The 24,570-nt window shown below is 68.9% G+C and carries 18 protein-coding genes; 8 read left to right on the top strand and 10 right to left on the bottom strand.

Going from position 1 to position 24,570, the window contains the following annotated elements; translation table 11 throughout:
- Positions 1 to 226 precede the first annotated feature (226 nt).
- The 3 genes from Q8Q77_RS10275 to Q8Q77_RS10285 form a co-directional block, all read right to left on the bottom strand.
- Complete coding sequence (locus tag Q8Q77_RS10275; protein ID WP_305583480.1) at positions 227 to 3,319, bottom strand: TonB-dependent receptor domain-containing protein; 3,093 nt, start codon at positions 3,317 to 3,319, stop codon at positions 227 to 229.
- Positions 3,320 to 3,706: 387 nt separating this feature from the next.
- Positions 3,707 to 6,646, bottom strand: coding sequence for a TonB-dependent siderophore receptor (locus Q8Q77_RS10280; RefSeq protein WP_305583481.1), 2,940 nt, complete (start codon positions 6,644 to 6,646; stop codon positions 3,707 to 3,709).
- A 374-nt stretch (positions 6,647 to 7,020) separates the two neighbouring features.
- The gene (locus Q8Q77_RS10285) at positions 7,021 to 8,028 is read right to left on the bottom strand and encodes a beta-eliminating lyase-related protein (protein ID WP_305583482.1); all 1,008 of its coding nucleotides are present in this window, start codon (positions 8,026 to 8,028) and stop codon (positions 7,021 to 7,023) included.
- A gap of 133 nt (positions 8,029 to 8,161) precedes the next feature.
- Between Q8Q77_RS10285 and Q8Q77_RS10290 the strand changes: the two genes are divergently transcribed.
- On the top strand, positions 8,162 to 10,486 hold the full coding sequence (locus Q8Q77_RS10290) for an ATP-binding protein (protein ID WP_305583483.1): 2,325 nt from the start codon (positions 8,162 to 8,164) through the stop codon (positions 10,484 to 10,486).
- Positions 10,487 to 10,521: 35 nt separating this feature from the next.
- Positions 10,522 to 11,136 carry an excalibur calcium-binding domain-containing protein gene (locus Q8Q77_RS10295; protein WP_305583484.1) on the top strand — a complete coding sequence of 205 codons (615 nt, stop codon included), beginning with the start codon at positions 10,522 to 10,524 and terminating at the stop codon, positions 11,134 to 11,136.
- 1 nt (position 11,137) lies between these two features.
- On the opposite strand, the gene Q8Q77_RS10300 is transcribed toward Q8Q77_RS10295, so the two are convergent.
- Together Q8Q77_RS10300 and Q8Q77_RS10305 are read right to left on the bottom strand one after the other, a co-directional pair.
- Positions 11,138 to 12,286 (bottom strand): epoxide hydrolase family protein, encoded by a 1,149-nt coding sequence (locus Q8Q77_RS10300; protein ID WP_305583485.1) that lies wholly within the window; start codon positions 12,284 to 12,286, stop codon positions 11,138 to 11,140.
- 49 nt (positions 12,287 to 12,335) lie between these two features.
- On the bottom strand, positions 12,336 to 12,935 hold the full coding sequence (locus tag Q8Q77_RS10305) for a TetR/AcrR family transcriptional regulator (protein ID WP_305583486.1): 600 nt from the start codon (positions 12,933 to 12,935) through the stop codon (positions 12,336 to 12,338).
- A gap of 89 nt (positions 12,936 to 13,024) precedes the next feature.
- On the opposite strand from Q8Q77_RS10305, the gene Q8Q77_RS10310 reads away from it, so the two are divergent.
- The 4 genes from Q8Q77_RS10310 to Q8Q77_RS10325 are packed head-to-tail and all read left to right on the top strand — an operon-like array spanning position 13,025 to position 16,878.
- Entirely contained in the window at positions 13,025 to 14,074 is a 1,050-nt protein-coding gene (locus Q8Q77_RS10310) for a DUF2855 family protein (RefSeq protein WP_305583487.1), read from the top strand.
- A 26-nt stretch (positions 14,075 to 14,100) separates the two neighbouring features.
- Complete coding sequence (locus Q8Q77_RS10315) at positions 14,101 to 15,489, top strand: carotenoid oxygenase family protein (protein WP_305583488.1); 1,389 nt, start codon at positions 14,101 to 14,103, stop codon at positions 15,487 to 15,489.
- Positions 15,490 to 15,523: 34 nt separating this feature from the next.
- Entirely contained in the window at positions 15,524 to 16,507 is a 984-nt protein-coding gene (locus Q8Q77_RS10320) for an NADPH:quinone reductase (protein ID WP_305583489.1), read from the top strand.
- Entirely contained in the window at positions 16,504 to 16,878 is a 375-nt protein-coding gene (locus Q8Q77_RS10325) for a nuclear transport factor 2 family protein (RefSeq protein ID WP_305583490.1), read from the top strand. The genes Q8Q77_RS10320 and Q8Q77_RS10325 overlap by 4 nt, the downstream gene beginning before the upstream one ends.
- Here Q8Q77_RS10325 and Q8Q77_RS10330 read toward each other — a convergent pair.
- Positions 16,875 to 17,534 carry an energy transducer TonB gene (locus Q8Q77_RS10330; protein WP_305583491.1) on the bottom strand — a complete coding sequence of 220 codons (660 nt, stop codon included), beginning with the start codon at positions 17,532 to 17,534 and terminating at the stop codon, positions 16,875 to 16,877. The genes Q8Q77_RS10325 and Q8Q77_RS10330 overlap by 4 nt on opposite strands.
- A gap of 2 nt (positions 17,535 to 17,536) precedes the next feature.
- Positions 17,537 to 19,609, bottom strand: coding sequence for a TonB-dependent receptor domain-containing protein (locus Q8Q77_RS10335; protein ID WP_305583492.1), 2,073 nt, complete (start codon positions 19,607 to 19,609; stop codon positions 17,537 to 17,539).
- A 162-nt stretch (positions 19,610 to 19,771) separates the two neighbouring features.
- Here Q8Q77_RS10335 and Q8Q77_RS10340 point away from each other — a divergent pair, with 162 nt between their 5' ends.
- Both Q8Q77_RS10340 and Q8Q77_RS10345 read left to right on the top strand, forming a co-directional pair.
- Complete coding sequence (locus tag Q8Q77_RS10340) at positions 19,772 to 20,572, top strand: DUF4198 domain-containing protein (protein WP_305583493.1); 801 nt, start codon at positions 19,772 to 19,774, stop codon at positions 20,570 to 20,572.
- Positions 20,573 to 20,580: 8 nt separating this feature from the next.
- Complete coding sequence (locus Q8Q77_RS10345; RefSeq protein ID WP_305583494.1) at positions 20,581 to 21,042, top strand: hypothetical protein; 462 nt, start codon at positions 20,581 to 20,583, stop codon at positions 21,040 to 21,042.
- Position 21,043: 1 nt separating this feature from the next.
- Here Q8Q77_RS10345 and Q8Q77_RS10350 read toward each other — a convergent pair whose 3' ends face one another.
- Genes Q8Q77_RS10350 through Q8Q77_RS10360 form a run of 3 tightly spaced genes read right to left on the bottom strand, consistent with a single transcriptional unit; the run spans position 21,044 to position 24,540 of the window.
- Positions 21,044 to 22,537, bottom strand: coding sequence for a serine hydrolase (locus Q8Q77_RS10350; RefSeq protein WP_305583495.1), 1,494 nt, complete (start codon positions 22,535 to 22,537; stop codon positions 21,044 to 21,046).
- A gap of 28 nt (positions 22,538 to 22,565) precedes the next feature.
- Positions 22,566 to 23,813 (bottom strand): flavin-dependent oxidoreductase, encoded by a 1,248-nt coding sequence (locus Q8Q77_RS10355; protein ID WP_305583496.1) that lies wholly within the window; start codon positions 23,811 to 23,813, stop codon positions 22,566 to 22,568.
- Positions 23,814 to 23,850: 37 nt separating this feature from the next.
- A complete protein-coding gene (locus tag Q8Q77_RS10360; RefSeq protein ID WP_371130443.1) occupies positions 23,851 to 24,540 on the bottom strand; it encodes a class I SAM-dependent methyltransferase in 690 nt (229 codons plus the stop codon).
- Positions 24,541 to 24,570: the final 30 nt, after the last annotated feature.

Below are 24,570 nucleotides of genomic sequence, written 5' to 3' on the forward strand. Positions count from 1 at the left end.
CGACCGCCCGGCACGAACGGCTCGATCCGCGCCCACTGATCGTCCCGAAGAACCTCGCCTTCCAACACACCCTCCAAAGAGAAGCGTTGAATCAGAACAGCGCCAGTCAGGGAATCCTAAATCGTCACTACCGCCTAGACCCAAAACAAAGCCGCCGGCGCGAACGCCGGCGGCTCCGTTGCTTTCCTTTCAGGCCGCCCGCCAAAGCCGGCGGCCCATCTGGATCTTAGAAGCGAGCGGTCAGGCCCACCTGATAGTAGCGGCCGAGCACGTCGTAGGTCCCCAGGCCGGTGGTGCCGAACGGCGCCTCGACATCGGCCACGTTGCGGACGATGAAGCGCGCCGTCATGTTGTCGAGACCCATGCCCCAGTTCTCCACCAGGCTGTCCAGCTTGTAGGAGAAGGCCAGGTCGTGGACCATGTAGGAGTCCACCTTCAGCGGCAGGCGGGTCTCCAGGGTGAAGTCGTTGTTGAACTCCGACTGGCCGATGTAGTTGACCGTCCAGATCACCGAGAACGGGTCGCGCTTGTAGGTCGACTCTAGGTTCCACTGCAGGTCGGAGTTGCCGATCTCGTTTTTGTCGTCGTTGAGATCGAAGCCCAGGCCGGTGACCGAGGTCTCCTGCTTGTTCACGTGGAACAGGTCAAGGCTGAACCCCAGGCTGCCGGGATTGCCGCCCAGCCAGTCGCGCATGTCCGACAGGTCGCCCAGGTCGACGCGGTAGTCGAGGCCCAGGGTGAAGCCCTGGAAGTTGGTGTAGCCGGCGTTGACGAAGCCGGTCTGCGGACCGATCGAGGTGACGCCGGCGCCGTTGGACTCGCCGTTGGTCAGGATCTGGCCGGGACGGGCCGCCGCCGCAGTGCCGCGCAGGAAGCGGTTGCAGGTGTCGACCGGCGGGGTCGGGGAGTCGTAGCAGACCTGCAGAATGGCCCCCAGGTTGAAGTTCCCGATGGCATTGGTCAGGTCGATATTGACCCAGTCGAACGACACCGCGAGACCCGGGGCGAACGACGGCTGATAGACGAAGCCGGCCGACCATTGCTCGGCGATTTCGTTGACCAGGTTCGGGTTGCCCGAGGTCGCGCCCTGCGCCGTCGCCACCTGAATCTGCGAGGTCAGCGAGAAGGTCGCCGGCAGGCCGAGCGCCGTGAAGGCCGCGCGGCAATTGGCTGTTCGGTTGGCGGGGCTAGGACCGCTGGCGATGTTGCGGAAGTCACAGGGGTCGACGGCGGCGGACACGAAGGACGTAGCGGTCGGCAGATTCACCTCGGTGATCGCCGGAGCGCGGAACGAGCGGCTCTTCTGGGCGCGGAGCATCAGGTCCGCGACCGGCTTCCAGCGGAGGCCATAGGTCCAGGCCTTGTCCTTGCCCGCCTGGCTATGGTCGATCTTGCGATAAGAGCCTTCGACCTCCAGGCTGTTGAAGAAGGGCAGGGTGAAGTCGCCGCCGAAGATCGGCACCAGCAGCTCGGCGGCAAGTTCTTTGGTGTCGAACTCGCCCTGGAGCGCCGTGATCGCGGCCGAACGGCCGATACCGAGGCGCTGGGGATTGTTCGGCGAGAAGTCCGACTCTTCCTTGCGGTACTCGAAGCCGACGGAGCCCTTGACTGGACCCGCCGGCAAGTCGAACAGGGCGCCGTTCAGATTGCCTTCGTAGACAGTCTGGACGAGCTCGAAGTCGCTCTGGAACTGGACCTGGATATAGGCCAGGGCCGCGGCGCTGGGCGAACCGAAGCCGAACATGTTCAGCGGTGCGCAGCCGGCCGCGCGGGCGGTGGCGTCACGGCAGACGACGGCACCGCTGGCGTCACGCACCGCATCGATGGCCTGGACGAACCGGGACTGGTCGATGTTGGGGCTCTTGAAGTTGCCCTGGGAGCGGCCGCGGTTGGCCGAGATGTTCCACGCATAGTCGCGGCCCATCAGGTCGAACTCGCCTTCCAGGTTCACGACGACGCGCAGGGTGTCGCCTTCGGCCGTGGTCTTGTTGGTGCCGATGTCGGTGGATGCGCGCGACAGGAAGAAGACGCCGTCGCCGGGGCTGGCCGCATCGGGGGTCAGGGCCGTCGGCTGCGCCAGCAGGGTCGCGCGGGTCGCCGCCGAGAGGAACGGGTTGGCGGTCGAAAAGCGCAGGGCCGCCGAGTTCCCGCCGAACAGCGGCGCGTTGTAGATCGGCTGGTTGAACGGTTCGACAGAGTCCAGGGTCGAGTAGAACAGCTCGCCGGTCACCCGCACCTTGTCGGTGAAGTCGTACTTGGCGAAGCCGGTGAAGACATGGCGCTCGACGGGCGACTGCAGCGCGGCCAGCTCAGCCAGGTTCAGGCCGTCGCCGCCCGAGGCGACCGAGGCCTGGTAGAAGGTGCCGGTCTTGAACGGGATGAGCGTGCCGCCCGGGCCGAACTGCGCGGCGATGCGCTGACCGGGATTGGCGGGATCGGGCATGGTCAGGATGCCCGAGAGGGCCGCGCCGCCGGCGCGGGACGGCAGGCCGCCGAGGGTGACCTCGGGGATCCGGCGGTTGAAGATGAGGATCGAGCCGGGGATGCCGTCGCTGCCGCTGGTGTTCTGCGGATTGGCGGCAAAGGCGATCTGGCGGGACGTCACGTCCCGGTCGGTGAAGGCCAGCTGGCTGGTCTTATCGTACTCGTAGCTGCCCGACAGGTTCAGCCTGTTGTCGAGGAAGTTGCGGCCGGCGGTGATGCGGGCGCGGTAGCCCTCGGCGTCGCCCTTGTCGGAGATGCCGTACCGGCCGTCGATCTCGACGCCGTCATATTCGCGCTTGGTGATGATGTTGATGACGCCGGCGATGGCGTCCGAGCCGTAGACCGCGCCGCCGCTCGCCTGGATCGTCTCGATCCGTTCGACGAGGCCGGTGGGGATGGCGTTCAGGTCGACCTGACCGCCGGCGGGAGCGCCGCTGAAGATCGAGCCGGCGTTGCCGCCGACGAACCGGCGGCCGTTGACCAGGGTCAGGGTCCGGTTTGTGCCGAGGTTGAAGATGTTGATGAAGTTTCGGCCGGTGCCGAACGAGCCCTGGTCGCCGATCGGGTTGATCGGAATGCCCGACGACGGCAGTTCGTTGAGCGCATCGGCGACGTTGGTGAACCCGCGCTCGTCGATGGTCTCGGTGGTGATGATCTGGATCGGCTGAACCGAGGTCAGGTCGCTGCGTCGGATGCGCGAACCGGTGACGACGATTTCGTCGACGTCGACGGCCGCCTTGGGAGCGGGCTGGGTTTGGGCGAAGGCGGAGTTCGGCAAGGCCACGCAGGCCACCGCGGCGGAACCGAGCAGAGCGGTTCGGAGCAGGTTTTTCATCACAATCTTCATCTGGCCCCCCGGCCTTAAGCTTGAACGTGAGGTCGCCGGATGGGTGCTCCGACGCCGCGATTCGTTCGCCGGACGACACGTCCAAACTGTTCTCATCGACGCTCTAAGCGAGGATGGTCATGGAGCATGTCGTTACGGCGGTCGCGAACGCTGTCACGCTGGTGTTACCTCCGCAAATAGAAAGTGACACTGATGTATTCAGCGGCGCACGGTCCTTGCACAAACCGCGGTGACTGCGGCGTTGCGGTCACACACGAGCGACCTAGGCGGCTATTCCATGCCCGCGCAGCGGCCGACCCGAGCATGAGAAGACCCGCCGGCGTGGAGCGCCGACGGGTCTCAAGGCTCAGGGATTCGCGCCGCAGCGGCGAAAGCCTAGTAACGCAGGGTAGCGCCGACGAAGAAGAAGCGGCCCCTGTTGTCGTACATCGACGACCCTGTCCCGGTGCCGGTGAACACCTCCGGGAGCTCGGGCGGATGTTCGTCGGTGAGGTTCTGGATCCCCGCGCGGACATCCAGCTGGTCGTTGACCTTGGCCCTGATCCGCAGGTCGTGGATGAAGTAGTCGCCGGTGTAGTAGGGCGACAATGCGGTAGGCGCGAAGGCGGTGGTGGAGGCCAGCGAGCCAATGAACCGGGTGGTCCAGTTGACGCCGATGTCGCCGCGGGTCCACTGCGCCGTAGCCGACGCCCGCCATTCGGGCGCCGTGCTGCTGGTGATGGTGTTGGCGAGTTGGGTATAGGCCTGCCCCGGCAGGCCCTGCAGGGCGAACCGGTACATCCAGGTGGCGTCCAGCCGCACGGCCAGGCGGCCCCAGTCCTTCTGCAGCCACTCCTCGAAGTCCACGCCGTACTGCACCGAGGCGTCGTAGCCCTCGATCTTCATGCTGGCCACGTTCTGGGCGGTGAGCGTCACAAGTGTGACCCCGCCGGGCACGCCGGCCTGGGCGCCGGTCGGGTCACGGGTGATCAGCCGGCACAGGGGGTTTGAAGCGTATGGCGTCGCCGACTGGTAGCAGAGGTCCTGCAGCAGCGTGTTCACGGGTACGTTGCCGACCATTTCGGTCAGATTGTACTTGAAGTAGTCCAGCGAGAACTTGAGGTCCGGGATCCAGCGCGGCTGGATCACGACACCGAGGTTATAGGTGTTGGCGGTTTCCGGGCCGAGGTCCGGGTTGCCGCCCTGGCGCAGCTGCAGCGACGAACGGCCGGGCCCGAAGTTCGAGACGAAGGTCAGGGGATTGTAGCCGGAGATCGCCGCCGAACAGGTGGCCAGGCGCAGGGCCTTGTTGGCCGCGCTGGCCGTGGCGTAGCTGTCCCTGTCGCAGGGGTCGACCGCCGCGATGGTGAAGTTCTGCGACTGCGGCGCGAAGAGTTCGACGATGTTGGGCGCACGCACGGCCGTGCCCTGGGAGGCGCGGAAACGGATGTCCTCGATCGGCGCCCATTCCAGGCGGGCCTGATACTGGTCGGTCTTGCCGATGGTCGAATAGTCGGCCAGGCGGCCGGCGACCTCGAAGGTCAGCTCCTTGGCGAACGGCAGGTCGCGCAGCAACGGGACGCGCAGTTCGGCATAGCCCTCCCAGGTGTCGTACTCGCCGCCCCGTGCGCCGATCGCGTTGAAGAACAGTTCACCCGAGGCGCCGGCCGCATCCTGGAAGAACTGGCTCTCCTCCTTGCGATATTCCGCGCCCATGGCGAACCCGATCGGACCGGCCGGGAGCTCGAAGAGGTCGGTGGCGACATTGCCCGAGACCACGGTCTGCTTGACCTCCTGGTCGGAGGTCGACTGGGCGTTGGCCCAGGCCACGGCCTGCTGGTTCGGGCCATTGACCAGGTCCCAGGGCACGCAGCCGGCGGCGCGGGCGGCGACATCGCGGCAGACCGGCGCGCCGCCCACCAGGATGACGTCGGTGGCGTGCTGGACGCGCAGGATCCGCGGCACGTTGAACGACGTGGTCGAGCCGCTGGTCTTACCGAGCTGGGCGTACCAGTCCCAGTTGACCTCGCGTCCGAGGGCCTCGAAGTCGCCTTCCATGCCGACCACGAAGCGGACGGTCTCGCGCTCGGTCTTGACGTCCCGGCCGCCGAACTCCAGCCAGAACTTGCCCACCTGCGCGCTCGAGGTCGCGGTGAAGGTCTTGCCCGCGGCGAGCCACTCGGTCCGCAAGGCCGCGGCGGTGGCGCCGGCGCCGTTCAGGTAGGCGTTGTCGCCCTTCAGGGTAACCGGCATCAGGCCGCCGCCCACGGCGCTGGAGAACGCCGGCTGGAACATGCCGTAGCCGTCGACCTTGGAACGGGTGAGGTCGACGAAGGCCTTCACATTGGCGGTCAGCTCATAGTCGGCGTAGCCGCGCACGGTCCCGCGCTGCGACTTGGCCTGCAGGGTGTTGAAGACCTGGCTGTAGATCAGAGCCTCGTCCTGGCAGGTCGGCTGAACGGTGGGCGTGGCGCAGGCCGCGCTCAGACGGACCACGTTCGACGGATTGCGAGCATCGAGCGTCACGGCGCGCGCCGCGCCGAGCTGGAAGGTCGCGAACGGCGAGGAGTTCGACCTGGACTGCGGGATCACGGTCTGGGGGTTGAGCAGATTGTTGCGGCGGATGCCGGGATAGGCCCAGTCGCGGTCCTTCTGCATCACCGGCTCTTCGCGCGAGACCTCGCCGCCGACCAGGATGTTCAGCCGGTCGTCCAGCAACTTCGCGCCGTACAGGCTGGAGACGCGGAAGCTCTCGCCGTCGCCTTCCTGTGAGACGCCCATCTGGCCCTCGATCTGAAAGCCTTCGAACTCCTTCTTCATGATCAGGTTGACCACGCCGGCGATGGCTTCGGAGCCGTAGACCGCCGAAGCGCCGCCCGCGACGGTCTCGATGCGCTCGACCATCATGGCCGGGATCAGGTTGAGGTCTACGGCGGGCGAGGAGGCGTCGGAGAAGACGATCCGGCGGCCGTCGGCCAGCACCAGCGTGCGGCTGGGCCCGATGCCGCGGATGTCGGCGCGGGCCTGTCCGGCCAGGAACAGGGTGCCCGAGGTGTTCTGGGCGTTGCTGGCGGCGTTGATGATCGGCGCGTCCATCAGCATGTCGCCGATCGAAAGGTTGCCCGACTCCACGATCTGCTCGGCGCTGATCACCGACACGGGCACCGGGGCGTTGAAGGTGTCGCGGCGGATGCGCGACCCGGTGATCACGACCTCGTCGACCTCGGCGGCGGCTCCCATGCCCGCGTCAGTCGCCTGGGCGAGGGCGAAATTCGGCAGGGCCATGGCGGCCACCGCGCCGGAGCCGAGCAGTACGGCGCGAAGTGCGTTTCTCATCATTCTCATCAATCTGGGCCCCCCGGCCGCTACGGGATCGAGACGCGGCGCCGGTCGGGTTTCCCGACGCCATTTCGGTCGCGCTCCGCCGCAGCGCGCCGCCCGCCGAGGGACCGCGCCGCGCGTCCCGCGACCCCGACCCACTGTCACGCGGTTAAAAACCCGGCAAATTCAATTTCGAGAAAATCCTGCAATTTGTGCAAGTAAATTGCTATATAAGGTCAGCATTAGGCATATATATCACTCAAGTAACTCATGAGAGACAAATTTTGCCTATCTGCATGTTTTTGAGGCGCTGCATTTGGCCCGCGCGGAGGCGCCTCGCGGCCGACCCGTAGCCGCGCAGTTTCAGCCTCGGTCTGGGAAGGCTTGGCCTAGGTCAGGGCCGTCAACGCGGCGCCGATCTCGTCGACGGCCTCGGGAGTCGTCGCCCAGGAGCACATGAAGCGGACCGAGCCGTCGAGGAACCGGTAGACGAACCAGCCGGCCTCATGAAGGCGCTTCAGGGCCGCTTCGTCCATCTCCACGAAGACGGCGTTGGCCTCCACCGGATGGCGCAGGACGAAGGGCATGAGGCCGGCCAGTCGCCTGGCCATGGCGTTGGCGTGCGCCGCCCGATCGACGAAGGCGCCGGTCTCCAGCATGCCGATGAACGGCGCTGCGTAGAACCGTCCCTTGGAGGGCAACTGACCGGCCTGCTTCAGCCGCGCGTCGAAACGATGGGCGAGCTTGCGGTCGAAAATGACCACCGCCTCCGAGGGGGTCATGCCCGCCTTGGTCCCGCCGACCACCAGGATGTCGACGCCGAGGGCCTTGATCTGCTTCAAGTCGAAGCCGGCCGCCGCGGCGTTGGCCAGGCGCGCGCCGTCCAGATGGACGCCCAGACCCTTGGCCTTGGCCGCACCGACCAGGTTGGCCAGGGCGTCGTGGGCATAGACCGTGCCGTACTCCGTGGCGTTGGTGACCGACAGGGCGGCCGGCGACTGGCGATGAGCGACGTCGGGCTCGGCCAGCGCGCCGGCGAGGGCGGCGGGATCGATCCGCCCGGAGAGGCCGGGCAGGCTGATAAGGCCCAGGCCCTGGCCGAAGAAGCCGGGCGCCCCCGTCTCGTCGGTGCAGACATGGGCGTGCTCGTGGGCGAGCACCGCTTCGAACGGACGGCAGAGCGCCGCCAGGGCAAGGGCGTTGGCCGCCGTCCCGGAGGCCACGAACCGCACCTCGGCGTCTGCGTCGAGCAGCTTGCGCACGGCGTCGGCCGCCCGGGAGCTGACAAGATCGGCTCCGTAGCCGGGGGTGAACCCGGAATTGGCGGCGGTCAGCGCCGCCATCGCCTCGGGGGCGGCGGGCGCGGTGTTGTCGGAGGCGAAGTCGTAGCGAGCCATCAGACCAGGGTTCTAACGGCCTCGACCGCAAGGTGGGAACCGGTTTCGCGCGGCCATGGCGGCGTTCGCCAAACGGCGGAGAATTTCTGCTTTCTTCACGGGACTTGCGGCATCGTCCGCGAGGGAGCGCTGGATGGACGTCGCACGAGTACCGGATCTGAGTTCACGGCTTGCGGACATGGTGCGCACGACCTCGCGCGCTGTCATGCTTTGCGACTGCGAAGGGCGGATCGAGTGGGTCAACGACGGCTTCGGCCAGCTCAGCGGCTATGGCCTGGACGAGGTGGTGGGCCGCCGCCCGGCGGGCTTCCTGCAATGTCCGGAGACCGACCCCCAGACCATCGCGCAGATGTCCGCGGCCTTGGCGGCGGGCGAGGGGTTCCGGGTCGAGATCCTGAACCGCGCCAAGAGCGGCCGCACCTACTGGATCGATCTCGACGTCCGGCCGAGCTTCGACGCCCAAGGGGTGCGGATCGGCACGACCTCGGTGCAGACCGAGATCACCGCGGCCTACGAGCTGCAGGGCCGCCTGCACGCGACGACCGTGGCGCTGCGCCAGGCCGGCGCCCTGGCGCGCCTGGGCGGCTGGGAAGTCGATCTGAAAGAAGGCGTGGTGCGCTGGAGCCCGGAGCTGGCCCGGCTGCTCGGCCGGCCGGCCCTGGTGGAATCGCATATCGACTCCCTGGAGCTCTATGACGCCAGCGAACGTGAGCGGGTCCGCGAACACCTTCGGGTGGCGGTCCGCACCGGCGAGCGGGTCGATTTCGAGTCCTCGGCCGTAACCGGCGCGGGAGAACGGATCTGGCTGCGGGTCATCGGCGAGCCCGAGATGCTCGACGGCGTGTGCGTGGCCCTTCACGGCGCGAGCCAGGACGTCACCGCCCAGCGCGCCGCCACGGCCGAACTGGCTGAGGCCGAGCGGTTCGGGCGCGGTGTAATCGACGGCATGGCGGCCATGCTCACCGTGATCGACGAGTCCGGTGCGATCATCGCGGCCAATTCGGCCTTCAAGAAGCTGGGCGCCGAGATCGTCCATAGCGAGGTCTATCCCATGGGCCGCAACCTGTTCGCCGTCCTGGCGAAATTGCCGGACGGCCATGGTCGGGCGATGGAGCGTGGCGTCCGCGCCGTGCTGGACGGCCGCCAGGAAAGTTTCGTGCGGGCCTATTCCGCCCAGTCTGGCGAGTGGTTCCGGATGACGGCGGCGCGCTTCGCGGGCGAGGGCCCGGTTCGCTGCGTGGTGATCACCCAGTCGATCGAGGACATCAAGCGCTCGGAGCGGCGGCTGAAGGTGGTCAACGCCCGGCTCAAGCGCGCCCGCGACGAGGCTAACGCCGCCAACGCCGCCAAGTCCGCCTTCCTGGCCACCATGAGCCACGAAATCCGCACGCCATTGAACGGGGTGCTAGGCATGGCCCAGGCCATGACCCGCGACGAGTTGCCCGAACACCAGCGCGAACGCCTCACGGTCATCCGGCAGGCGGGGGAGACCCTACTGGCCCTGCTGAACGACCTGCTGGACCTGTCACGCATCGAGGCCGGGCGCCTGGACCTCGAGGACGGGCTGGTCGATGTCGGCGCCCTAATGCTGGGCGCCCAGGCCACCTTCACGACTCTGGCCAGCGAGAAGGACGTCTCCTTCACCCTGAACGTTGCGCCGGACGCGGCGGGTGTCTGGCGCGGCGATCCGACCCGGGTTCGCCAGGTCGTCTACAACCTGATCTCCAACGCGGTGAAGTTCACCGGCCGCGGCGAGGTCGCCGTCTCGGTCGCCCATGACGTGGCGAACCTGGTGTTCGAGGTCACCGACACTGGACCGGGGATCGCCGCCGACCGCCTGGGCAAGCTGTTCCAGAAGTTCGTTCAGGAGGACGCCTCGACCACCCGCCGGTTCGGCGGATCGGGCCTGGGCCTGGCCATCTGCCGCGAACTCGCCGGCCTGATGGGCGGAGAAATCACGGTCCGCTCCAAGGTGGGCGAGGGCTCGGTGTTCACCGTGCGCCTGCCCCTGGTCCGCGCGGAGGGCGCGGCGCCGGTCGCGTCGGCGGTCGAGGCCGGCCCCGCCGCAGGGATCGGCGAACTGAAGATCCTCGCCGCCGAGGACAATCCGATGAACCAGCTGGTGCTGAAGACCCTGATGGCCCAGCTCGGCGTCAACGTGCGCTGCGTCGACGACGGCCAGGCCGCGGTCGAGGCCAGCGCCGCCGAGGCCTGGGACGTGATCCTGATGGATGTCCAGATGCCGGTGATGGACGGTCCCACCGCCACGCGCCTGATCCGCCAGCGGGAGCTGGAACAGGGCCTGCGCCGCACCCCGATCATCGCGCTCACCGCCAACGCCATGGCCCATCACCAGGTCGAGTACCTGGCCGCCGGCATGGATGTGCTGGTGCCGAAGCCCCTGGAGCTCGACCGTCTGCTGAGCGCGATCCAGACCGCCCTGGACGACGCGGCCTAGCTTGACACGCAGCGGCGCGAGATCAGCAATGCTCCATGCGCCGTCTCCTGGTCCTGACCGCCGCACTGTTCCTGCTCCAGGCGCAGCGGGCCCATGCCGATCCCTGCGAGGCCATACCTGAGGGCGGGCCCATGCCCGCGAGCCTTGGCTTCGGCGCCACGTTCTCGGGCCCAGTGGTCCACGTCATCGACGGAGACTCGCTCTGCGTCGCCGTCGGGCCGGGCCATGAGAACTGGGTGGAAGTTCGACTGGGCGACTTCTACGCGGCCGAGGCGAGCGAGCCCGGCGGCCCAGCGGCCAGGGCGGCGCTGGAGCGACTCGCCCTGGGCCGTCAGGCGGTGTGCGTGGCCAGCCTTGGGACCCACGACCGCATCGCCGCCAGATGTCGCATCGACGGCCGCCCGCTGGGCGACCTGATGCGGGCCGCGGGCATATCCGAGGGTGGGCGGGCCGCCGGCGACGGCGCGCCGAGGACCAGGGCCAGGACATCAATGCCCGCAAGGTCACCGGTGAGCGCGGGCGCCTTCAGGAGCTGCGACGCCGCACGCGCGGCCGGCGCGGCCCCCGTCCATCGCGGCCACCCTGGCTTTAATCCCAACCTCGACGGCGATCACGACGGCATAGCCTGCGAGCCCGTCAGGGGGCGCTGACCTAGGTCCCGCGTCCCCACTCGCGGACGTCGGCGACGAAGAGGTCGGGCTCCTCCATGGCGGCGAAGTGGCCGCCCCGCGGCTGGTCGGACCAGCGGACGATGTTGTAGGCGCGCTCGGCCCAGGCCCGCGGCGGGGCGGTGTAGAGCGGCTCGCCGGGGAAGTTGGCGAAGGCGGTCGGGGTCTCGCACCGCTCGCCGTCCTTCAGCGCCACGCCGCCCTCCTCGAGGAAGCCGCGATAGTACCAGGCGCCGGTCGCGAAGCTGTCGGTCATCACATAGAGCATGATGTTTGTGAGCAGCCGGTCTTTCGGGTGGGCCTGGTCGAAGGACTTCTCGCGCAGGTCGGACCAGTCGTGGAATCGCTCGGCGATCCAGGCGGCCTGGCCGACCGGATTGCCCGCGCCCATCCAGGCCAGGGACTGGGGCTTGGACGCCTGCAGGCGAAAATAGGCGCCCATCAGGTCCATCATCGCGCCCTGGCGGGTGATCCAGGCGATCTCGGCCTCGTCCTTCGGCCCGCCGAACGGGCGGAATGCCATCATGTTGAGGTGTATGGCGGTCACATGGTCGCCGTGGTCGCGGCCGAGCCAGGAGGTAACCATGGCCCCCCAGTCGCCGCCCTGGGCGAGGTAGCGGTGGTAGCCCAACACCTCGGTCATCAGGGTGTTGAACAGCCGCGCGGTGGTCCGCTGGCCGATGGGGCGGGCCGGCTTGGATGAGAAGCCGAAGCCGGGCAGGGACGGGATCACCAGGTCGAAGGCGTCTTCCGCCCGCCCGCCATGGCGCGAAGGGAAGGCCAGCTTCTCGATCGTCCCCCAGAACTCGTAGTGCGACCCCGGCCAGCCGTGGGTCAGGATCAGCGGTCGCTTGCCCTTGGCCTCGCCGACCACGTGCAGGAAGTGGAGGTCGTCGTCCTCCACCTTGGCCGTGAACTGCGGATAGCGGTTGAGGTCGGCCACGGCCGCGCGCCAATCATAGCGGTCGGTCCAGTGGGCGCAGAGGTCCTTAAGGTAACCCCCGTCGCAGCCATAGGCCCAGCCATCGGGAACCTGCGGGACCGGCGGCCAGGGATAGGCGCGGACCTGGTCCAGCACCGTCTGGACCTCGGTCTCACCCCAGCGGACCTCGAACGGCGCGATCTTGCTCATGGCGTTCCCGGATTTTGCGGGGCAGTTGGGCGTCCTGCCGTTGGGGCCGTCAAGCGCCGGGGCGCAGGCCCTTGGCCAGCGCGCCGTTCATGTGGCGGTGCAGGCCCCGCGCGGCGCCCGCCGGCAGCTTGCCGGCCAGCTCCAGCCCGACCGCGCCGTGGGCCGCGGCCCAGAACATGCGGCCGATCTCCTCGGGGTCTCCGGCCAGGATGCCCTCGGCGATCAGGTCCTTCACGTAGGAGGTCTGGGTCGCCCGTGCGCGCAGGGCGGCGGCCACCAGGTCGGGATAGTTCTGCTCGTGCGGCTGGTTCAGGTCGAACATGGCCTTGTAGGTCTGTGGGTGCTCGAAGGCGAAGGTCACATAGGCCTCGCCCACGGCCGCGCCCTTGGCCCGCACGCCCTTGGCCGCGGCGTAGGCGCCTTCGAGGGCGTCGGCGAAACGGTTGAACCCGTTGGTCCGAACCGCGGCCAGGATATCTTCCTTGTCGGTGAAGTAGCGGTAGGGGGTCATGGGGCTGACCCCCAGCTCGGCGGCGAGCTGGCGCATCGTCACCGCGTCCGGACCCTTCTCGGCGAACAGCTTTTCGGCCACCTCGCAAAGGCGTTCGCGGAAGTCGGTGACATCGGACTCGGACAGGACGCGGGGCATTGTGGACTCGGGCCAAAGAAATCGCTTGCCCAGGCCTAACTCTTACGCAATAAATTTACAACGTAAAAAGGCGAGATGGAGCGCGAACGATGGCTGCCTGGGACATCCTGATCGATCGCAAGGACCTTCGCCGCATTGAAGTGCGCCCGGCGCCCGATCCCGCGCCGCTCGCCGAGGGCGAGGCGCGGCTGGAGATCGAGCGGTTCGCGCTCACCGCCAACAACATCACCTACGGAATCATCGGCGACAGCTTCGGCTACTGGAAGTTCTTCCCTGCCGAGGACGGCCTCGGCCGCATCCCCGTCTGGGGCTTCGCAAAGGTCGTGGAGTCCAGGGTCGCCGATGCGCCGGTCGGCCTGCGCCTGTTTGGCTACCTGCCCATGTCGACCCATTTCGTCGCCCGCTTGGCCAAGGGGCGGCACGGCTATGTCGACACCGCCGCCCATCGCGCCGAACTGCCGCCGACCTACAACGCCTATGCCGAGGCGCCCGCCGACGCCCTGGACGACCATCGCGCCCTGCTGCGGCCGCTGTTCATGACCTCCTGGCTGCTGGACGACCTGCTGTCGGAGGACACGGGCATTGCCTCGCTGGTGCTTTCCAGCGGATCCAGCAAGACCGCCATGGGCCTGGCCAGCCTGGCGCGGAAGCGCGGGGTGGAGGTCGTCGGCCTGACCTCGCCCGGCAATGCTGATAAACTCGCCCAGTTCGGCCTCTACGACCGGGTCGTGACCTATGACAAGCTGGATGGACTGTCGGCCAAGGCGCCGGCCTGCTACGTCGATTTCGCGGGCGATCCGCAGGTGACCCGCGCCGTGCACACGGCGCTCGGCGAGGGCTTGACGCGCAGCCTGATCGTCGGCGTCACCCATTGGCAGGACGGCGGCGCGGCGGGCGACCTGCCGGGCCCGACGCCCACCCTGTTCTTCGCCCCCGACCAGATCCGCAAGCGCGCGGCGGAGTGGGGCGCGGCCGAGCTGGACGCCCGGTTCGACGCGGCCCTGCGCGCCTTCGTGACTGAGTCCGACTGGCTCAGACTGACCTACCACACCGGCCCCGACGCGCTTGTCGCGGCCTATGGCGACGTTCTGGAAGGCCGCGCGCGGCCCGACCAGGGCCACATCATTCGACCGGTCTGAAACCGGCTCAAAGCGGGAGACGCACCATGGACGGCGACGTTCGCATCAATCCCTATCTGTCAGGCAATTTCGCGCCCGTCCGTAGCGAGGACGACTTCGACCTGGAGGTGACGGGCGAGATCCCCGCCGGCCTGAAGGGCACGCTCTATCGCACCGGTCCCAACCCGCAGTTCGATCCGCGCGGCGACTATCATTGGTTCGGCGGCGACGGGATGATCCACGCCTTCCACGTCGAGGACGGGAAGGTGGCCTATCGCAACCGCTATGTGCGCACGCCCAAGTGGGAATTGGAGAACAGCCACGGGCGGGCCCTGTTCGGCTCGTTGGGCAACCCGATGACCACCGACCCCGTCGCCATGGGCCAGGACAGCGGCGTCGCCAACACCAACATCGTCCACCATGCGGGGCGGCTGCTGGCCCTGGAAGAGGGACACATGCCCTTCGAGATGGCCGAGCGGACGTTGGAGTCCAAGGGCTACGCCACCGACTACCGCGGCAAGGTCACGGCTCACCCGAAGATCGACGCCAAGACCGGCGAGATGGTCTGGTTCGGCTACGGCGTCGGCGACATGCCGCTGTCGGCGGGAATGAGCTACGGCGTCACCGACGCCTCGGGCAAGGTGGTCCGCCGCGACGACTTCCAGGCCCCCTTCGCCGCCATGGTCCACGATTTCATGGTGACGGAGACCTACGTCCTGTTCCCGATCCTGCCGCTGACCGCCAGCCTGGAACGGGCGATGAGCGGGCGTCCGGCCTTCGCCTGGGAGCCCGAGAAGGGCGGCCGGGTCGGCGTCATGCGGCGCGACGGCGACGTTTCGTCGATCCGCTGGTTCAATGTCGAGGCCTGCTACGTCTTCCACCCGATGAACGCCTGGGAGGCGGACGGGAAGCTGTTCGCCGACGTGATGCGCTATGACTCGGCGCCGCTGTTCCCCCTGGCCGACGGCTCGCCCGGCCAGAGGACGGCCGCGCGACTGGTCCGCTGGACCTTCGACCTCTCAGGCGCCAGCGACGCCATCAAGGAGGAGGCCCTCGACGACCTGGACGGTGAGTTCCCCCGCTTCGACGAGCGTCTGTCGGGCCTGGCCTATCGCCACGGTTGGTACGCCGCAGATCCGACCAACGCCAAGACCATCAAGCAGACCGCCATCGCCCACCTGGACCACAAGACCGGCAAGCGTCAGGTCTATGAGCTGAACGGCGGCGACATGACCTCCGAGCCGGTGTTCACCCCGCGCTCGGCGGACGCCGACGAGGGCGACGGCTGGCTGACCGCGGTGGTCTGGCGGGCCGGCGAGAACCGCAGCGACTTCCTGGTGTTCGACGCCCAGGACGTGGCCAAGGGTCCGATCGCCACGGCCAAGCTGCCCCGCCGCGTGCCCTTCGGCTTCCACGGCAACTGGGTCGCGGGGTAGAACGTCCGCTCATTCCCTGAGTGGGCGGAGCGCGATGAAGGCAGTCTGGTACGACCGAACGGGTCCGGCCCGCGCGGTGCTGCAATATGGCGACCTGCCCACGCCCGTCGCCGGGCAAGGGCAGGCGCTGATCGCCATCAAGGCCTCGGGGGTCAATCCCTCCGATGTCGGCATGCGCGGCGGCGGGGCGGGCCCCATGGCCTATCCGCGCATCACCCCCAACAGCGACGGCGCCGGGATCGTCGAGGCGGTGGGACCCGGCGTCTCGCCGCGTTGGGTCGGCAAGCGGGTCTGGTTCTACAACGGCCAGCGCAACGGCCGGGCGTTCGGCTCGGCCGCGGAATATATCGAGCTCGACGTCGACTTGCTGAGCGAGCTGCCCGACGAGGTCTCCTTTGCGCAGGGCGCGACCCTGGGCATCCCCTGCATGACCGCCCACCGCAGCCTGTTCGTGGCCGGCCCCGTCCAGGGGCGCACCGTGCTGGTCACGGGGGGCGCCGGCGCGGTCGGCCACTACGCCGTCCAGCTCGCCAAGTGGGCCGGCGCCAGCGTGATCGCCACGGTGAGCTCGGCGGAGAAGGCCGAGCGCGCCAGGGCCGGGGGCGCGGACCACGTGATCGACTACCGCACGGAGGACGTCGCCGCGCGGGCGCGCGAGCTGACCGGCGGGGAGGGCGTGCATCACGTGGTCGACGTCGACTTCGGCGGCAATCTCGCCGCGAGCCTGGCCTGCGTGCGAGTGAACGGCTCCATCGCCTATTACGCCACCCGGGGCGAGGCGGCGCCGCAGGTTCCGGCCGCCGCCCTGATGCGGCTGAACCTCGCCGTCCACGGCGTCCTGCTGCCGACCTCGCCGCATGAGGCGCGCCGCCGCGCCCAGGCCGACATCACCCGCTGGATCGGCACGGGCGAGCGCATCCTATCGGTGGCCGGACGCTTCCCGCTCAAGGACTGCGCCGCGGCCCACGAACTGGTCGAGGCCGGCGGCAAGGTCGGCACCTGCGTGGTCGAGCCGTGACGGCGCCGGAGGACGCCATCCGTGCCCGGCGCAGGCTGACCAACAAGCTGATCGCCGCCCATGACGCGGCGCGCCTGCGCCCGTTCCTGGCGCCCGACATGAACCTGATCGCCGGCGAGGGAGGGTTGCTAATGGGCGCCGAAGCGGTGCTCCAGGCCTTCGCCAGCCAGTTCAAGGACCCGAGCTTCGTCACCTATGTGCGCACGTCGCGGGACGTGACCCTGGACGCCGAGGGCCTGCGCGCCGCCGAGACCGGCGACTGGGTGGCGACCTGGAAGGATGCGGCCTCGTCGGGGACCTATCTGGCGGTCTGGAAGAAATCGGTCGGCCAGTGGGTGCTGGAGAGCGAGACCTACGTCACCCTGGCCTAGCGCTGCAGCGAGAACTCGACCGGCGTCGAGACCTCGATCCGTTCGCCGCGCACCGAGTGCGGGGCGCCGGGGAAGGGATTGGAGCGGTCCAGCATGGCCATGGCCTCGGCGTCCAGGCTGGCGTGGCCGGAGCTGCGCACCACGTCGCCGGTGAGCAGTCGGCCCTGGCGGTCGACCGCGAAGGCGACCTCGACGATCCCCTCCTCCCGCCGCATCCGCGCCCGTTTCGGATAGGTCTTGTGCGCCTCCAGCCAGGCGCGGAGCTGGGCGGCGTAGTTCAGGCTCTCGCCCCGCGGCGCGTCCAGGTTGAGGCCTTCGCGGGTTCCGGCGCGCTGAACGACCGGGGCCGCCGGTGGGGACGGTGTGGCGGGCGCGACGGCCGGCGCGGGGCGCGCGGCGCTCGGCGGGGTCGCGAGCGGTGTCGCCGCAGGGACGGGAAGGCTGGGCGCGGGCTTGCTGGGGAGGCTCTCGGCCCGGGCCGAGGGGGCCGGGACGGATATCTCCCCGCCCCGGACCGCGACCAGTTCGACGGTCATGATCAGGTCCTCCCGCATCGGCGGGGCCTCCGCGCCCGTGCGCATCACCAGGGCGATGAGCGCCAGGTTGAACGCCGTGGACGCCAGCCCCGCGAAGAGCCGCATGCGGGCGGGGGCCATGGTCAGAAGGTCCGCGCCAGGGCGAACTTGAAGGTCCGACCCTCGGCGTCCAGCGACGAGAGGTGGCGGCGGAACTGCTTGTCCAGCAGGTCGTCCACCGCCAGCCGCACCTCCAGGCCTTCCAGCGCCCCGTCCTGGGGTTTCCAGGTGAGGAACAGGTTGTGGACGCCGTATCCGCCGGTGCGCAGGGCGGCCGTGGCGACCTCCTCCTGGTCGGCGGCGAACTCGCCTCTCCAGCCGAGCGTGACGCCGCGCTCGGCGAAGCGGTAGCCGACTGTCAGGTCCAGCTCGTCGGCGGGGATGGTGTTGAGCGGCAGGCCGGTGATCTCGTTCTCGCCGTCGATCATCGCCAGGCCGGCGCGGGCGAACAGACCGCGCGAGGCGTACTCGGCCTCGATCTCGACGCCGCTGAAGCGCGACTCGCCGACATTGACGAAGTAGGGCGCTCCGACGGCGCCGCGGGTGATCAGGTTGGAGACGTCGTTGCGGAAGGCCGTGGCCTTGACCCGGATCGCGTCTCGCGGGGCGAAGACCCCGTCCAGCGACAGCGTCGCCCCGACCTCGTAATTGTCCGACTCCTCGGGCTCGAGATTGAGGTTGAAGTTCGAGGCCGCGGCGCTGGTGCGGCTGTAGATCTCGTCCAGAACCGGCATCCGGACGGTGCGCGCCGCCGATCCGAACACCGAGATCTGGTCGGTCAGGGCGTACATGACGGCGATCTTCGGCGAGGCGGCGGTGTCCTCGACCACCGTGCGGGTGGTGACCCCGGCGCCGGGCTTGAGCCTGCTCTTGTCGACCCGGACGCCTGGGATGATGGTCAGCTTGTCCGACCAGATCAGCTCGGCCTGGGCGAAGGCGCCGTACTTGTCCATGTCGCCTTCGGGATGGGTGGCCGCGCCCGGCGTGACCGTTCCCGCCGCCGTGGTGCGCGGATTGCGCCGCTCCTGCTGGTAGGCCTGCAGGCCGACGAACAGGAAGCCCGTCCAGTCCGGCCCCATGTCGAAGCGGGAGGTGTTCTCGATCCGCGCCTGGCGGGTCTTGTAGGAGAACTCCGAATAGATGACGCCGGGCAGGAAGGTGGTCTCGCGCTGCTCGACCTTGGAGTCGGCGAAGGAGACCTGGGCCTTGAGGTCGAAGACCTTGCTGCCCCCGAAATCGTTCTCGTAGCCGACCACGGCGGTGTCGTCGTCGACCTTGCGCCGCACCGGCGTGGTCCCGAAAGCCTCGGCCTGGTCGTAGATCTGGACGCTGTCGGAGAGCCAGTTCTGGTACGAGGCCCAGAGGTTGTGGCCCTTGTCGCCGCCGATATTGTAGCGGCCTTTCAGCAGGCAGGAGCTGGAGGTGGCGTTCGACGGGACCACGGTCTTGCCGTCGCCGCTCTCATAGTGGTCGGCCTCGCGGGCGGTGTAGACGGCCAGAAGGTCCAGATTGTCGCTCGGCTTCACAGCGGCGATGACAGAGCCGAAGCGGCCGTTGGAATTGGTCTCGTAGCCGCCGCGCAGGCGCACGGTGAAGGTGTCTCCCTCGGTCAGGAAGTCCGACGCGTCCTTGGTGGTGAAGTTGATCACCCCGGCCAGGGCGCCCGCGCCATAGAGGGTGGAGGAGGCCGGCCCGCGCAGCACCTCGACGCGCTTGTAGAGCTCGGGCTCGGTGAACAGGGCGCCCATCCGGTACTGCTCGTAGAACTTCGTCACCCCGTCGATCTGGGTGAGGATGCGGCTGTCGGAGTCGGCAAGGCCGGTGCCCAGGCCGCGGATGTTGAAGCCCTGGCCCAGAGCGCTCACCCCGCCTACGGCGCTGACCCCCGGCATGGCCTCCAGCAGGTCGCCGACGGTGGTGGCCTGGGTCTGGTCGATGTCCTCCTGGTCCAGCGCCGTCACCGCCTGGGGCGTGTCGATGGCGACCTTCTCGGCGCCGGCCGAGACCACGATCCGGCCGAGGGACAGCTGGGCGGCGGCCTCGCTCTTGGCCGCGGGCTTGGGATGGGCCGTTTGGGCGTCGGCGGCTCCCGCCACCAGGAGGCAGGAGGTCCCCGCGAGGAGCGCCGCTCTGCGTCGCCAAGCCGATCGGGCCATGAAATCTCTCCAAAACTTGTGCAAATGCGAGTCAATCGCATACCATGCGCATGACGCCCCCAAGGCGACCGGCGAGGGGTGAATGCCGCATCAGAAAGGTATTTGCAAGTGAGTCGCAATTGCACTAATCGGCGTCATCGATCGAACAGGGGATGTGGGCTTATGGACGCGAGACGAATGGGCGGGGTCGCCGGGGCCGGGCTGCTGCTCGTGGCCGCGCCGGGCGCGGCGCTGGCGCACATGCCCTATCTGCTGCCCAATGTGTTCGACACCGTCGAGCGCGACCACGTGACGGTGCAGGCGAGCTTCACCGAGGACCCGTTCATCCCCGAGGTGGTGATGAAGTCGGACGCCTTCCATGTTCTGGGCGCGAACGGCCGCACGCCGATCACCGCGGTGACCTATCTGCGCGACCTGGCGGTGTTCGAGGCGCCGATACCGGCCAAGGGCGCCTACCGCATCTCGTCGGGCGAACGGCTCGGCCGCAAGGGCAAGATGTTCAAGTCGGCCGCCGGCCAGTGGGAGATGACCGGGGAGGGGGCCGAGCGTCCTGCCGGGGTGGAGCTGGTCGACGTCCAGAGCGTGACCCTGGCCGAGGTCTATGTCAGCCGCGGGGCCCCCACCAATGAAGCCCTGACGGTCACCGGCAAGGGCCTGGAGCTCAGGCCGATCACCCATCCCAGCGCGATTTTCGCGGACCAGCCGGCTCGGTTCGAACTGACCTTCGACGGCAAGCCCGTCTCCGGCGCCGACGTCGAGGTCTATCGCAGCGCCGGGATCTATGACGGCCGCAAGAAGCTGGACGGCGAGATCAAGACCGACGCCAAGGGCGGCTTCGCGCTCACCCCGCCGGACGCCGGGACCTATCTGGCCTTGATCCGTCACCGCACGGCGGCCCCGGTCGGCGCCGAGACCCCCTACCGCAGCTACAGCTACAGCCTCACCTTCGAAGCCACCGAATAGGACGTCCCATGACCACTCTGCGTCTGCCCCTCGCCGTGACCGCCGCCCTGCTGGCGCTCACCACCTCCGCCCAAGCCGCGCCGCACGAAGCCTCGGCCTTCATCACCGACTACGACCTGAACAAGGACGGCAAGGTCACCTCCGCCGAGTTCAAAACGGTCCGCGACAAGCGGTTCGCCGCGATGGACGTCTCCAAGGACGGCGGCCTCAACGAGGCCGAATACGTCGGGGAATACGAGGGTCGGCTCGAAGCCCAGCTCGCCGTCTCCACCGAGAGCGCCGAGCGCAAGGCCGAGGAGCGGACGCGCCAGATGCGCCAGGCCCACGTCCGCTTCGGTGTCCTCGACAAGGACAAGGATCAGAAGATCTCCGCCCAGGAATACGCTGCATCCGGCGGGCGCGCCTTCGCCGAGCAGGACGGCGACAAGGACGGTGTGGTCAGCACGGGCGAGAAGAAGGCCGGGGCCTGAACTATCTCACCACCGACAGCTGGTAGACCTGCAGGCTGACCGGCGTCGTCGGGGCCAGCAGCACCTGGGCGCGCAGGCGGCCCTTCTCGCAGGGATAGGTGATGGCGCCGGACATCGCGGTCTCGGCCGCGACCTCCTGCGCCGGCTGGCAGGCGCCGAGCTCGGCCTTGAGCCTGGCGAGCTCGGCGTTGCGGTGGGCCCCGTCGCTGTCCAGCAGGACGTTCATGGCCAGGCCGTCCCGGGCGGCCATGACGTCGCTTGCCGCGTAGATCTTCGCAACGATCCCGGCCGCCGCGGTCAGCCGCTCGCCGGCCGGCGTCGGCCGCGCCGGAAAGGCGCCGGACTTCACCAGCGCCACCGCGGCGTCGCGGACATAGGGCGAGGCGCCGGCATAGGTGCGGTTGGCCAAGGCGAAGACCCCGACCCCGCGCTCGGGCAGGAAGAGTACGTTGGAGCCGTAGCCCGGCAGGCCGCCCGAATGGGTGAAGTGCGGGCCCAGCACGCAGTCGGCCAGGACGATCATGCCCATGCCATAGACCCGCGCCCGGTCGCAGGCGGCTGGGTCGGCCTTGTCCGAACGGGGGACGATGGCCGGGAAGTTGGAGCCCTGGGCGATCTCGCGCACCGAGCTGCGTTTCAGGATCGCATCCTCGGCGCCGTCGCGCGGCGGCCAGGCGGCGAGCACCCAGGCGATGTATTTCGCGTAGTCGTTAGCGCTGACCGCCAGGCCGCCCATCGCCCCGAAGACGCCGGGCCCCAGGGCCGGCTCCTCGACCCAGACCTCGTCCTCCCAGCGATAGCCGATGGCGCGGTGCGCGGCGGGAATCTTGGCCACGTCATAGACCGAGGCCGTCATGCCCAGAGGCCGCAGGATCTTGCGCTCGATATAGGCGTCGTAGGGCTGGCGGGCGACGTTGGTCACCACCCGGCCGGCCAGGGCGTAGCCGAAGTTGGAGTATTCCATCGCCATGGCCGGCGGCCGCGAGAAGGGGACGCCGGCCTTGAGGAAGCGGGAGAAGTCGGCCTCGCCCATGGGAAGCTGGCGGTCGCCCCAGGGGTCGTCGGTGACGAAGCCGCCGGTGTGGTTCAGCAGGTCGCGCACCCGGATCTTCGGGCTGTCGGTGGTGGGATAGGTCAGGCCCCTCAGTTCCGGGATCAGGGTCTCGGCTGGCGCGTCCAGGGAGAGTTTGCCTTCGTCGCGCAGCTTCAGGACCGCCAGCGCCGTGAAATTCTTGGACATGCTGGCGATGCGGAAGACGCTGTCGGCCGTCACCGGGCGCTTGGCCACAGTGTCCTGGACGCCCATGGCCTTCACATAGGCCAGCTTGCCGTCGACCACGACGCCGTAGACCAGGCCCGGCACATGCCGCTCGGCGGCGAACTTCTCGAAGATCGGATCGAGCTGGTCGTAGGCGGCGGCGCGGTCGGGCGTCTGGGCGGCGGCGGGCGGCGCCAGCATCGCCGCCATGGTGAGGATCGCCAGCAATCCGCGCATTCCATTCCCTCCGGCCGAAGCGGCGAGCCTAGCCGAGGGTGGCGGGCGGCGTAAGGGAGGCCCGGCTGTTCAGCGCTTCGCGATCGAAGCCCGCCATCTTCTTGTAGGTCTCGGCGGCGGTCTCCAGCTCGTCGCGGCTGAGGACCTCATGGACGTCGGCGAAGCCGTCCGGCGCGCGGTCCTCGGCCAGTTGCATCACCTGTTCGGGCCCGTTGCCGCGATTGGCCAGGACGATAGCGCTGGTGGGCGGCCGCCGGGCCGCCTCGTAGGCCGCCAGGGCCGCGTCGACGCTGGTCCGGGTCGCCAGCTCATAGGCCAGGGTGCGGGCGTCCAGGACGGCCTGGGAGGCCCCGTTCGAGCCGATCGGATACATGGGATGCGCCGCGTCGCCCAGCAGGGTCAGGCGCCCGAAGGTCCAGCGATCCAGCGGATCGCGGTCGACCATCGGGTACTCGAAGATCCGCTCCGCGCCCCGGATGACCCGGGGAACATCCAGCCAGCCGAAGTCCCAGGTCTCGAAGCGCGGCAGGAAGTCAGCCAGGACCCCCGGGCGGTTCCAGTCCTCGCGGCGCCACTCGACGGTGTCGGTAAAACGCAGCTCGGCGATCCAGTTGATCAGCGAGCGCCCCTGCGAGGCCAGCACCGGATCGATGGGATAGGCCACGAACTTCATGTCCTGGTGTCCGGCCATGATCATGGTCGCTCCACCCAGGAACGGCGCGTCCTGCGTCACGCCGCGCCACAGCACCCGGTGGTTCCAGATGGGCGGGCCCTCGTGCGGATGGAGGTGGGCGCGCAGGGCGGAATGGACGCCGTCGGCGGCGACCACGACGTCGCCCCGTGCCGTCTCGCCCGACGCGAAGGTGACGACGCCGCCCTCCGGATCGACGCTCGTCGCAGCCTGGCCCAGCCGCACGGCGGCCGCACCCAGGCGCCCGCGGACCGCCTCGAAGAGCATCATCTGCAACTGGCCGCGGTGGATCGAGTACTGCGGCCAGTCATAGCCCGCGTGGCGCCCGCGCGGCTCGCGCCAGATCTCCTGGCCATGGCGGTTGGCGTAGGCCAGGGCCTGGGTCTCCACGCCCAGTTCGGCCAGGGCCGGCCCGAGGCCCAGTTCGGTCAGTTCGCGCACGGCATGGGGCAGGAGGTTGATCCCCACGCCCAAGGGCTTGAGCTCGGCCACGGCCTCATGCACCTGCGCGGAGATCCCGGCCGCGTGCAGGCTGAGCGCCAGGCTGAGGCCGCCGATCCCGGCGCCGACGATGATCACCTTCATGGCGCCAGCATCGCCGCCCGGCGGCGGCTGGCAAGGCCTAGCCGAACAACTTCCGCAGAAGGCCGGGCTTCGAGCGCGCGGGCGCCACGTCGCCGGAGAGGTCCGGGACCCCTAGCTTCCGCGAGACCAGCACCTCGATGTACTCGGCCTGGATGCCGCGGGCGGCATCCTCGATGGTCCAGATGGTGGTCGAGAGACCGCTGGCGCGGTCCCAGTAGGCGGCGATGTCGTAACCCCAGTCGACCGTGACCAGTGAGCCGTTGGGGTCCATCGGGTTGCCGTGGAACACCGGGTCCAGCAGGTGTTCCACGCTGCCGTCGGCCTTGCGCCGGGCGCGGCGGACCGAGGGGTTTTCCTTGTTCACGATCGGCACCGTGCAGACGTGCAGGCCGCCGGGCTTGAGCGTGCGGGCGATCTCGGCGAGGGCGCGGTCGGGGGCGAAGACGTGCTCCATGACGTCCTGGGTGACGACCAGGTCAAAGCTCGCATCGGCGAAGGTCTGGGCTTCCAGGTCCTCCGAACGCCAGCCGCCGGTCTTGTGCGTCGAGCCCCAGGGAATGGACGGATCGTACTGGCTGGCCAGGTAGCCCGGCGCCTGGTCGGCGAGGCGCCGGCTGGCCGCCGTGCCGGGCGAGCTCTCATGGATCTTCAGCGCGCGCCAGTTCGGGCGGAGCTGGGTCAGGACGGAGAACAGCGCCCGCTCACGCGGCTGGCCGTTGCAGTTCAGGCAGAGCTAGGGGTCGCGCAGCCATTCGGC

The organism is Phenylobacterium sp., assembly GCF_030698145.1.
Taxonomy (GTDB): domain Bacteria; phylum Pseudomonadota; class Alphaproteobacteria; order Caulobacterales; family Caulobacteraceae; genus Phenylobacterium.